Raw genomic sequence first — 12,111 nt, 5'->3', positions numbered from 1 at the left:
GCCCGCGACGCCTTCGTGATCGCCGACCAGGCCCGAATGCGCCGCGACCTGCAGCCGATCCGTCCCGGTGACGAGGCCGCGATCGAGCTCAAGCTGCGAGGCCCAGAGCCAGGGTGACCGCGACCGGGGCAAGGTAGAGGAGCGGGAATGCCACGGTCTTGTAGGAGCGGGCCCGCAGACAGGTGATCACCGCGCCCGCGAAGTACAGGATCAGGCCGATCGCGGCGGCGACGCCGAGGGCCGGGACCGCGAGGCCGACCAGCAGGCCGGCGGCGCCCGCGAGCTTCGCCAACGCCAGCGGGCCCCACCACGAGCGCGGCACACCGTACTCCACCAGCGGCTGGGTCACGAACTCCGCCCGGCGCGCGAGCGAGACACCCGAGAAACCCACCCACAGAGCACTGGCGACGGTGAGGGCGACGTAGGCGACAGACATGGCGAATACCCCTGATCCGGTTGGGACTGGGAGCCGGGACGGCGGGGCGGACCGATCCCGGCCCGCCCTGCCGCACCTGCTCGAACACTCCACTGACCCGCCGGCCCGCACGGGTGTGACAACCTCGCAGAGGAATTTCTCGGGACTCCTCGCCTGCCGCCCCGCGACCGACCGGGCGAGCAGGTGAGCGGGCGACCGGGTGAGCGGGCGACCGGCGCAGTCGCCTCCACCGCCGGGGCCCTTCACGGTGGCGGCCCGCCGCGGCAAGGGCGCCGCACCGGACCAAGCCGACACCCGGGCGGATGAGGAACGCCCGGGCACGGCGCGGCCGAGTGGTCGGGATGCGCGGGATGGGCGGGGCGATGTGGTGGGGTGTGGTCGTGCGGGATCCGGGCAGACGCCATGGGTCCTACCGGCGTGAGGGAAGGGGTTCGCCATGGCCGACCCGGCGAAGGGCGCGGGGCGAGGGGTGCGGCAACCAACGCCGGCCCGGAACCGCCCCGGTGACGGGGTCATCGAGACGAACGTCCCCGCGCGGCTGGACCGACTGCCGTGGTCCCGCTGGCACTGGCGGATCGTGATCGGACTGGGGACGGTCTGGATCCTCGACGGTCTCGAGGTCACGATCGTCGGCAACATGGCGGCCCGGCTCGCCCAGAGCGGCAGCGGGATCTCCATCACGACGACCCAGGTCACCACGATCGCGGCCGCCGTGTACGTCGCGGGGGCGTGCAGCGGCGCGCTGTTCTTCGGCTGGCTGACCGACCGTCTGGGCCGCAAGAAGCTCTTCATGGTCACCCTGGCCGTCTACTTGGCGGCCACCGCGGTCACGGCGTTCTCCTGGAGCGCCTGGTTCTTCTTCGTCTGCCGCTTCTTCACCGGATTCGGCATCGGCGGCGAGTACGCGGCGATCAACTCCGCGATCGACGAGCTGATCCCGGCCCGGGTGCGCGGCCGGATCGATCTGGTGATCAACGGCAGCTTCTGGATCGGCGCGGCGATCGGCGCCTTCGCCTCCATCGCCCTGTTGAACACCGCCTTCTTCGCGACCGACCTGGGCTGGCGGCTGGCCTTCGGCATCGGTGTGGTCCTCGGCCTGGTCATCCTGCTGGTGCGCCGGCACGTCCCGGAGAGTCCGCGCTGGCTGTTCACCCACGGCCGGGCCGAGGAGGCCGAGGAGGTGGTGGCCGAGGCCGAACGGATCGTCCGGGAGGAGTACGGCCGCGAACTGCCGCCCGTCGAAGGCAAGCCGATCCGTATCCGCGAGCGCGGCCCGCTCGGCTTCGGCACCATCGCCCGCACGGTCGTCACCCTCTACCCGCGCCGCACCGTGCTCGGCCTGGCCCTGTTCATCGGTCAGGCGTTCCTCTACAACGCGGTGACCTTCGGCTACGCGGTGATCCTCACCAAGTACTTCGCCGTCCCCGAGGGTGACACCGGCTACTACTTCGCGGTGATCGCGGTCGGCAACTTCCTCGGACCACTGCTGCTGGGCGGCCTGTTCGACTCCGTCGGACGCAAACCGATGATCGCCGGTACCTACATCGGCTCCGGGGTGCTGCTGTTCGGCACCGCGCTGCTCTTCCAGCACGGCTCACTGTCCGCCGTCACCATGACCGCCTGCTGGACGGCCGTCCTGTTCCTCGCCTCCGCCGGCGCCAGCTCGGCCTACCTGACGGTCAGCGAGATCTTCCCCCTGGAGACCAGGGCGATGTGCATCGCCTTCTTCTACGCCATCGGCACCGCCGTCGGCGGCATCAGCGGCCCCCTGCTGTTCAACAGCCTGGTGAGCAGCGGGAAGGTCTCCGACACCACCCTGGCGTTCTGCATCGGCGCGACCCTGATGACCCTCGCCGGCCTGGTCGAGGCGGTGATCGGCGTCAAGGCGGAACGGCGCAGCCTGGAATCACTGGCCGCTCCGCTCGGCGCCGTCGAACCCAGCCGGTCCACGTAGTACGGGACGCCCGGGACCGGCACAGCACCTCGCACCGGCAGACGGCTCAGCGCCACGGTGTACGGGCTCGGGGCGATGCGGCCCCGTACGGCGGGCCTGTACGGCGGCGCCCCCTGGCCCGTCCCCGGGTCCGCCGCAGCGCCCGGTGCGGCTGTGCAGGGGTCGGTCGGGTCGGCCGGCGGGCCGGGGACGGCTCCGCACGGGTGACGGGTCGTGCGGTGCGGGTCCGATCTCCCTGGTGGCGGCTCGGCGTGGTGTCACCATCTGGGGCGTATCCGGCACGATTCGACCGGTTCCCCCTGGAGGACCTCCGTATGAGCCGCCGTACCCACCGCCCCGCCCTCCTCACGGCCCTGGCGCTCGCCGTGGCCCCGCTCGCCGGTTGCGGCGGCGTCGACGCCGGGACCGGCGGGCCCGGTCCGGTGGCCGTCGCGCCCCCGCCGCCCGAGAAGGTCTTCGGCCAGGCCTGCGCGGCGATGCCCGGCGACGGCCCCGGCAGCCTCGACGCGATGGGTCGCCTGCCGGTGCTGGGCGCGATCGACCAGACCAAGGACCTCTCCCAGTTGTCCGCCCTGGTCAAGACCGCCAAGGCCAAGGACATCTTCGACTCGATGGAGAACGTCACCGTCTTCGCCCCGAACGACGCGGCCTTCGCCAAACTCGGCGAGGACCAGAAGAAGGCCCTCGCCACCCAGCAGGGCGCCGGCGACCTGGTCCGCAAGCTCATCGTCGTCCGCGACCTGCGCAAGGGCGACCTCCAGGACAAGCAGTACACCTCGCTCCAGGGCGCCGCGATCAAGGCCACCGGCAGCGGCGAGGACTACCGCATCGGCGGCGCGCAGGTGCTCTGCGGCAGCATCAGGACGGCCAACGCGCGACTCGCGATCCTGGACACCGTCCCGGTCTTCGGCTGACGCCCCCGCGCGGGCCCGGCCCCGGCACGGCGGCCCCGCCGCGTCCCGGGGCCGCTCCGCCCGGTTGCGCCGAACGGTGGCCGGGCTGGGCCGAAAGCGCGGATTCCGGCAGAAAAGCGGACTGACACGTCATCAGTTCGTCCCAATGGGCGCTCCTTCTCGGCAGTCTCTGATCTCGCCTGCGTATATTCGCCGGATTTTCTGTGAATTCCGTCCAGCTGTGCCCGTGCGCGCACGGGCGCGAGAGGAGACGCCGGATGGCCCCGGTGAGGTCGTTGCTCGGCGGTCGGTTCCGGACGGCGGTGCGCGGCGCGCTCGCGCTCCTGTGCCTGGTCCCCCAGGGCGGACTGGCGCTCGCCGCCGCCCCTCCCGCGTACGGCCCGCAGGGGCTCCCCCTGGAGCAGCGGGCCCTGACCGCGTGCACACCGACCGGCAGCTTCACCAACTGCACCCGGGTCACCTACAGCGGCGGCGACCAGACCTTCACCGTGCCGGCCGGCGTGACCGCCGTCAACGCCCGGGTGTTCGGAGCCGGCGGCGCGGGCTCCCCCCGCGCCTACTACACCGGCCAGTACGGCGGCGGTGGTGGCGGCTACACCACCGGCACCCTCGCGGTGACGCCCGGTCAGTCGCTGACCCTCACCGTCGGCCAGGGCGGCCGGCTGAACAGCACCAGCGCCACGTACGGCGGGGGCGGCGCCGGCGGCCAGGGCTTCACCGCCGCCGGCGCGGCCAGTGCGACCGGTGGCAGCGGCGGCGGGATGAGCGCCGTGTGGAACGGCGCCTACGGCACCAACCCGCTGGTCGTGGCCGGTGGCGGCGGCGGCTCCTCCCCCGGCGCCGACGCGACCATCCCGGCGGCGGGCGGCGGCGGTGGCAGCAACGGCGGACAGGACAACCAGCCCGCCGCCTCCGGCCGGGGCGGCACCCAGAGCGCGGGTGGCGCCGCCGCCACCCAGACGTCGTGCGCGGCCGCCACCGCCGGAGTCCAGTACCAGGGCGGCCGCGGCGCCGCCAACCCGCAGAACGAGGGCGGCGGCGGAGGCGGCGGCGGCTACTACGGCGGTGGCGGTGGCGCCTGCCAGCGCGGCGGCACGCTCGAGGCCAACGGCATGGGCGGCGGCGGCTCCGGCTACAACCGGGGCACCGGCGTCACCAACACGCAGACCGCCAACGGCACCAACAGCAGCGGCAACGGCGTCGGCGGCACCTCGGGCGGACGCAGCGACGCCCAGTACACCAGCGGCAGCGGAATCGGTGACGGCGGCGGCTACAGCGACGGCGGCAACGGCGAGATCGTCCTCGAGTGGGTCACCCAGGTCGGCCTGTCCGTGAAGAAGACCGCCTCCCCCACCACGTACGTCCCGGGACAGCGGCTCACCTACACCTTCGTGGTGAGCAACGCCGGACCCGCGCCGGCCGTCAACGCCGCCGTCCGCGACGCGCTGCCGTCCGCGCTGTCCGGGTTCACCTGGACCTGCGCCTCCGGTGGCACCGGCAGCGGCTGCGGCGCCGCGAGCGGAACCGGCAACATCGACACGACGGCCACGATCGCGGCGAACAGCTCGGTGACGTACACGGTGACGGGCACCGTCCCCTCCTCCACCACCGGCACCCTGTCGAACACCGCGACCGTGACCCGACCCGCCGCCGCCACCGACCCCAACTGCGGTCCGACCTGTTCGAGCACCGTCGACACCCCCGGGCGCGCCACCACCGGTCTGTCCGTCACCAAGACCCCCGACAAGAACCCGTACGTGCCCGGCCAGCCGCTCACCTACACCATCGTGGTCAGGAACGACGGCCCCTCGGACGCCGTCGGCACCTCGGTCAGGGACACCCTGCCCGCCACGATCCGGAACTTCTCCTGGACCTGCACGGCCGCCGGGGGCGGCAGCTGCGGCAGCCCCGCCTCCGGCACCGGCGACATCAACACCACCGTCGACCTCCCGGCGGGCGGCCAGGTCACCTACCGCCTCACCGGCACCGTCCCGGCGGACGCCACCGGTTCCCTGGACAACCGGGCCACCGTCACCCCACCGGGTGGCGCCACCGACCCGAACTGCTCCCCCAGTTGCACCAGTACCGCCAACCCCGTCCCACCCGGCAACCAGGCGAACCTGGTCGTCTCGAAGACGCTGCTGACCAGCCCCGTGGTACCCGGCCAGCAGATCAAGTGGCAGGTCAAGGTCACCAACAACGGACCGTCGCGCGCCCGCAACGTCGTGGTGACGGACCGGATCCCGGCCGGCGTGACCGCCGCGAGCATGGCCAACGACCAGGACGGCGCCTCCTGCGCGATCACCGGCGGCACCGCGAGCTGCCCCGCCGTCGAGATCCCGGTGAACGGCACCGCCAGTTGGACCCTCACCGGCACCCTGGACCCCGACGCGACCACCACGCCGACCAATACGGCGCTGGTCACCGGCGGCCCCGACCCGTCGGCCTCGACCCGCACCGCCGTCGCCTCGCCGACCGCGAGCCCTTCGCCGCAGGCCAACCTCACCATCTCGAAGACGCTGCTGACGAGCCCGGTGGTGCCCGGACAGCCGGTCCAGTGGCGGGTGACCGTGACCAACAACGGACCGTCCCGGGCCCGGAACGTGGTGGTGACCGACCAGGTGCCGCCCGGAGTCACCGGCGCGACGATGACCGCCGACACGGGCGGAGCCAACTGCCCGATCACCGGCGGCACCGCCACCTGCCCGGCGGTGGAGATCCCGGCCGGGTCGTCGCAGAGCTGGACCCTCACCGGCACCCTCGACCCGGACGCCACCGTGACACCCACCAACACGGCGGTGGTCACCGGCGGCCCTGACCCGGGGGCCACGGCCCGCACCGCCGTCGCCTCGCCGACCGCGAGCCCTTCGCCGCAGGCCAACCTCACCGTCTCCAAGTCGCTGCTGACGAGCCCGGTGGTGCCCGGACAGCCGGTCCAGTGGCGGGTGACCGTGACCAACAACGGACCGTCCCGGGCCCGGAACGTGGTGGTGACCGACCAGGTGCCGCCCGGAGTCACCGGCGCGACGATGACCGCCGACACGGGCGGAGCCAACTGCCCGATCACCGGCGGCACCGCCACCTGCCCGGCGGTCGAGATCCCGGCCGGGTCGTCCCTGAGCTGGACCCTCACCGGCACCCTGGCGCAGGACGCCACGGTCACGCCGACCAACACCGTGACGGTCACCGGCGGCCCCGACCCAACGGCGTCGACCCACACGGCCGTCGCATCACCCTCGAACTCACCGTCGCCGCAGGCCAACCTCACCGTCTCCAAGGTCCTGCTCACCGATCCGGTGGTACCCGGCCGCCAGATCCAGTGGCGCGTCACCGTCACCAACAACGGCCCCTCGCGCGCCCGGAACGTCGTCGTCACCGACCAGGTACCGAGCGGGGTCGACAACCCCGTGATGACGGCCTCGGACGGGACCGGCTGCCCGATCAGCGGCGGAGTCGCCACCTGCCCCGCCGTCGAGATCCCGGCGGGTTCCTCCCAGACCTGGACCCTCACCGGCACGCTCGCCTCCGACGCGACCTCGACGCCCGTGAACTCGGTGACGGTCACCGGCGGCCCCGATCCGTCAGTGGCCACCCACACGGCGGTGGCCTCGCCGACGAACTCGCCCGCCCCGCAGGCCAACCTGACGGTGTCGAAGGTGCTGCTCACCAACCCCGTCGTCCCCGGCCAGCGGATCCAGTGGCAGGTCACCGTGACCAACAACGGACCGTCCCGCGCCCGAGAGGTCGTGGTGACGGACCAGGTGCCGACGGGCGTCACCCGCGCGGTGATGACCGCCGATACCGACGGGGCCAACTGCCCGATCAGTGGCGGGGTCGCCACCTGCCCGGCGGTGGAGATCCCGGCCGGCTCGTCGCAGACCTGGACCCTCACCGGGACCCTGGCGCAGGACGCCACGGTCACGCCGACCAACACCGTGACAGTCACCGGCGGCCCCGACCCGGCCACACCGACGCACACAGCCGTCGCCACGCCGACCAACCCGCCGACGCCGCAGGCGAATCTGGCCGTGTCGAAGGTGCTGCTGACCAATCCCGTCGTCCCCGGCCAGCAGATCCAGTGGCAGGTGAGCGTCACCAACAACGGCCCCTCCCGAGCCCGGGACGTCGTCGTCACCGACACCGTTCCGGCAGGAGTCGGCAACGCCTCGATGACGGCGGCCGACGGGACGGCCTGCCCGATCAACAACGGCACGGCGACCTGCCCCGCCGTCGGGATCCCCGCCGGTTCCTCAATGACATGGACGCTCACCGGCACCCTCGACGCCAACGCGACGGTCACGCCGACCAACACCGTGACGGTCACCGGCGGGCCCGATCCCTCGACGCCCACCCACACGGCCGTCGCGAGCCCCACGAACTCACCTTCGACGCAGGCGAACCTGACCGTCGCCAAGGCGCTGCTCACCGATCCGGTGGTGCCCGGCCAGCAGATCCAGTGGCGCGTCACCGTGACCAATAACGGACCCTCCCGCGCCCGGGACGTCGTCGTCACCGACACCGTCCCGGCAGGTGTGACCGGTGCGAGCATGAAGGCGGACGCCGACAACACGCCCTGCCCGATCAACAACGGCACGGCGACCTGCCCCGCCGTCGAGATCCCCGCCGGCCAGACCCTCGCCTGGACGCTCACCGGCACCCTGGCCCAGAACGCCACGGTCACGCCGACCAACACGGCTACGGTCACCGGCGGTCCCGACCCGGCCACACCGACGCACACAGCCGTCGCCACGCCCACCGACTCGCCCTCACCGCAGGCGAACCTGGCCGTGTCGAAGGTGCTGCTGACCGACCCCGTCGTCCCCGGCCAGCAGATCCAATGGCAGGTCAGCGTCACCAACAACGGACCCTCCCGGGCCCGGGACGTCGTCGTCACCGACCGGGTACCGGACGGGGTCGGCGGGCCGAGCATGACGGCCTCCGACGGGAGTGTGTGTCCGATCACGGGCGGAACGGCTGTCTGCCCGGCGGTCGAGCTGGAGGTCGGGCAGACGGTCTCCTACACGCTGAGCGGGACGCTGGCGCAGGACGCCACGGTGACGCCGGTCAACACGGTCGTGGTGACCGGCGGGCCCGACCCGAGCACGCCCACGCACACAGCGGTGGCCTCGCCCACCGGCTCGCCGACACCGCAGGCGAGCCTGACCGTCGCGAAGGCGCTGCTGACCGCCCCGGTCGTGCCGGGTGAGGTCATCCAGTGGCGGATCACGGTGACCAACAACGGTCCGTCCAGGGCGCGCGACGTCGTGATCACCGACCAGGTCCCGGACGGGGTCTCCAACGCCGTTCTCCAGTCGGACGCCGACGCGTCCGACTGCCCGATCACCGGCGGTGCGGCGGTCTGCCCGGCGATCGGGCTGGAGGTCGGACAGACCGCCTCCTACACCCTCACCGCGACGCTCGCCCCGGACGCGACCGTGACCCCGACGAATGCGGTCGTGGTCACCGGCGGGCCCGACCCGGCCACACCCACGCACACCGCGGTGGCCTCGCCGACCGCCGTACCCACTCCGCAGGCGAACCTGAGCATCGCCAAGGCGCTGCTGACCGCCCCGGTCGTCCCCGGACAGCGGATCGAGTGGCGGGTGACGGTCACCAACCACGGCCCGTCGCGGGCCCGGAACGTGGTCGTCACCGACACCGTCCCGGCCCAGGTCAACGGCGCGGGCATGACCTCTGACACCGACGGTTCCACCTGCCCGGTCTCCGGCGGGACGGCGACCTGCCCCGCCGTGGAGATCCCGGCCGGCGGCAGCGTCTCCTACACCGTCAGCGGGACGCTCGACCCGGCGGCGACCGGCACCCCGGTCAACGTGGCCGTCGTCACCGGCGGGCCCGACCCGACGGCGACCGCCCACACGGCGACCGCGCAGGCCAGCGAGACGGTCGAGCCGCGGGCGAGCCTCACGGTGTCGAAGGCGCTGCTCACCGACCCGGTCGTGCCCGGCGAGTCGATCGCCTGGCGGATCAGCGTGACCAACAACGGGCCGAGCCTGGCCCGCGAGGTCGTGGTGAGCGACCGGATCCCGGAGGGTGTCGTCGGCGCTTCGCTCTCGCCGGACGCGACGCGGGCCGCGTGTCCGGTCACGGGCGGCACGGCCGTCTGCCCGGCGGTCGAGATCCCGGTCGGCGGAACCGTCACCTACACGCTGAGCGGGACGCTGGCGCAGGACGCCACGGTGACGCCGGTCAACACGGCCGTGGTGACCGGCGGGCCGGACCCGAGCACGCCCACGCACACGGCGGTGGCCTCGCCCACCGGCTCGCCGACACCGCAGGCGAAGCTGACGGTCTCCAAGGTACTGGTGACCGAACCGGTGGTGCCCGGTCGGACGGTGCAGTGGCGGGTGACCGTGGCCAACGACGGTCCCTCGCGGGCCCGGAACGTCGTCGTCACGGACCGCGTCCCGGACGGGGTGTCGGGGGCCTCGATGGCCTCGGACGAGGACGGCACCGCCTGCCCGGTCGCGAACGGCACCGCGACTTGCCCGGCGATCGACCTGGAGGTCGGGGAGACGGCCTCGTACACGTTGAGCGGCACGCTGGCACAGGACGCCACGGTCACGCCGACCAACACGGTGGTGGTCACGGGCGGGCCGGATCCGGCCACGCCGACGCACACCGCGGTCGCGTCGCCGAGCGGAAGTCCCGAACCGCAGGCCGACCTCGTCGTCGCGAAGGTCCTGGTGACCGATCCGGTCGTGCCGGGACAGCGAATCCAGTGGCGGGTCACGGTCACCAACAACGGGCCCTCGCGGGCGCGGAACGTCCTCGTCACGGACCGGGTGCCCGCAGGGGTCGACGGCGCCACGATGACGGCGGACGACGGCACCACCTGCCCCATCGCCGGCGGGACCGCGACCTGCCCTGCCGTCGAGATCGCGGCCGGGGAGACCCGGACCTGGACCCTGACCGGCACGCTGAACGCCGGCGCCACCGTCACGCCCACCAACACGGCCACCGTCACCGGCGGGCCGGACCCGGCCACGCCGACGCACACGGCCGTCGCCAGCCCGTCGGACGGGCCGGTGCAGGAGGCGCGCCTCTCGGTCTCCAAGGCACTGCTGACCGATCCGGTCGTGCCCGGGCAGCGGATCCAGTGGCAGGTCACGGTGACCAACCGGGGCCCGTCCGTGGCCCGTGACGTGATGGTCACGGACCGGGTGCCCGCAGGGGTGAACGACGCCACGATGACGGCGGACGACGGCACCGCCTGCCCGATCACGGACGGAACGGCGACCTGCCCGGCCGTCGGGATCCCGGTCGGCCGGACGCGGACCTGGACGCTGACCGGCACGCTGGACGCCGGCGCCACCGCCACACCGGCCAACACCGCGACGGTCACCGGCGGGCCCGACCCGGCCACGCCCACGCACACGGCCGTCGCCAGCCCGTCCGTCGAGCCGGTGCCGCGGGCACACCTGACCGTCGCCAAGGTGCTGGTGACCAACCCGGTCGTGCCGGGCGCGCCGGTCGAGTGGCGGGTGACCGTGACGAACGACGGGCCCTCGCTGGCACGGGACGTCGTCGTCACGGACCGGGTGCCCGCAGGGGTGAACGACGCCACGATGACGGCGGACGACGGCGCCGCCTGCCCGATCGCGGACGGAACCGCGACCTGCCCGGCCGTGGAGATCCCGGTCGGCCGGACGCGGACCTGGACGGTGCGGGGGACGCTCGACGCCGGCGCGACCGTCACGCCGACCAACTCGGCGACCGTCACGGGTGGCCCCGACCCGGCCACGCCCACGCACACGGCGGTCGCCTCGCCCTCGGGGTCGCCGTCGGCGCAGGCACGGCTGAGCGTCGCCAAGGTGCTGCTGACCGACCCGGTCGTCGCCGGGCAGCGGATCCAGTGGCGGGTGACGGTGACCAACCACGGGCCCTCGCTGGCACGGGACGTCGTCGTCACGGACCGGGTGCCCGCAGGGGTGAACGACGCCACGATGACGGCGGACGACGGCACCGCCTGCCCGATCGCGGACGGAACGGCGACCTGCCCGGCCGTCGAGATCCCGGTCGGCCGGACGGCGGGTTGGACTCTCACCGGCACGCTGGACGCGGGGGCCACGGCCGTCCCGGTCAACACGGTGGTGGTGACGGGCGGGCCGGACCCGGACGTGACCGATCGCACCGCGGTGGCCACCCCGACCGGGCCGATCACCGTGCGGCACGATCTGCTGCTGACCAAGCACGCGACACCGGCGGCCCCGAAGGCCGGTGACCGGGTCACGTACACCGTCACCGCCACCAACCGGGCCAGTGGCACGTACTTCGGCGCCGTCGTCACCGACGACCTCTCCGGGGTCCTGGACGGCGCGGTCTACGGTCTCGACGCGCACGCCGACACCGGGCGGACGGACTACGCGGCGCCTCGCCTGACGTGGACGCTGGACCTCCGGCCCGGCGCGACGGCGACGCTCAGCTACACCGTCACCGTGAAGCCCGCGACGGGTGGCGCGACGCTCGTCAACCGGCTGTCCGCCGACGGTTCCAACTGCCCCGGCAGCGGCGGCACCGGGAGCGGGGCCGGCGCGCGGCGGGCAGCGGTGAGCACCAGCGGCAACTGCTCGACCACCACCACGGTCGGCGAGCTGCCCAGCCCGAGCCCCAGCCCGACGACCCGGCCTCCGCTGCCGCCCACGGGCAGTGGCAGTCCGAAGCCGGCGCTGCTGGTCACCGTGTTGCTCCTCGCCCTCGGTGGCCTGCTGGTGGCGGCGCGGCGCTCCCGCCGCTGACGTCCGCCGAACCACCGCCGGGCGACCGGCGGTGGTTCGCGGCGCCGTGAC

General features: G+C 73.6%; 4 protein-coding genes and 1 pseudogene. 4 read left to right on the top strand and 1 reads right to left on the bottom strand.

Going from position 1 to position 12,111, the window contains the following annotated elements; genetic code table 11:
• Positions 1 to 96: pseudogene (locus SM793_RS36450) on the top strand (IS110 family transposase); the annotation flags it as partial.
• Here the strand turns inward: SM793_RS36450 and SM793_RS17260 are convergent.
• Positions 89 to 436 (bottom strand): DoxX family protein, encoded by a 348-nt coding sequence (locus SM793_RS17260; protein ID WP_320439076.1) that lies wholly within the window; start codon positions 434 to 436, stop codon positions 89 to 91. The pseudogene SM793_RS36450 and the gene SM793_RS17260 overlap by 8 nt on opposite strands.
• A gap of 436 nt (positions 437 to 872) precedes the next feature.
• On the opposite strand from SM793_RS17260, the gene SM793_RS17255 reads away from it, so the two are divergent.
• From SM793_RS17255 to SM793_RS17245, 3 genes are all read left to right on the top strand, one after another.
• Positions 873 to 2,390, top strand: a complete 1,518-nt coding sequence (locus SM793_RS17255) for an MFS transporter (RefSeq protein ID WP_320439075.1) — start codon at positions 873 to 875, stop codon at positions 2,388 to 2,390.
• A 314-nt stretch (positions 2,391 to 2,704) separates the two neighbouring features.
• Positions 2,705 to 3,304 carry a fasciclin domain-containing protein gene (locus SM793_RS17250; RefSeq protein WP_320439074.1) on the top strand — a complete coding sequence of 200 codons (600 nt, stop codon included), beginning with the start codon at positions 2,705 to 2,707 and terminating at the stop codon, positions 3,302 to 3,304.
• Positions 3,305 to 3,561: 257 nt separating this feature from the next.
• Positions 3,562 to 12,060: a hypothetical protein gene (locus tag SM793_RS17245; protein ID WP_320439073.1), complete on the top strand. Its 8,499-nt coding sequence runs from the start codon at positions 3,562 to 3,564 to the stop codon at positions 12,058 to 12,060.
• Positions 12,061 to 12,111: the final 51 nt, after the last annotated feature.

The organism is Kitasatospora purpeofusca (genome assembly GCF_034043715.1).
Lineage (GTDB): Bacteria > Actinomycetota > Actinomycetes > Streptomycetales > Streptomycetaceae > Kitasatospora > Kitasatospora purpeofusca_A.
This window is presented reverse-complemented; position numbering and strand designations above follow the sequence as displayed.

What these genes read in the sequence shown, in the direction of transcription:
- SM793_RS17260 (WP_320439076.1), bottom strand. Translation starts at nt 436, where the DNA reads ATGTCTGTCGCCTACGTCGCCCTCACCGTCGCCAGTGCTCTGTGGGTG.
- SM793_RS17255 (WP_320439075.1), top strand. Translation starts at nt 873, where the DNA reads ATGGCCGACCCGGCGAAGGGCGCGGGGCGAGGGGTGCGGCAACCAACG.
- SM793_RS17250 (WP_320439074.1), top strand. Translation starts at nt 2,705, where the DNA reads ATGAGCCGCCGTACCCACCGCCCCGCCCTCCTCACGGCCCTGGCGCTC.
- SM793_RS17245 (WP_320439073.1), top strand. Translation starts at nt 3,562, where the DNA reads ATGGCCCCGGTGAGGTCGTTGCTCGGCGGTCGGTTCCGGACGGCGGTG.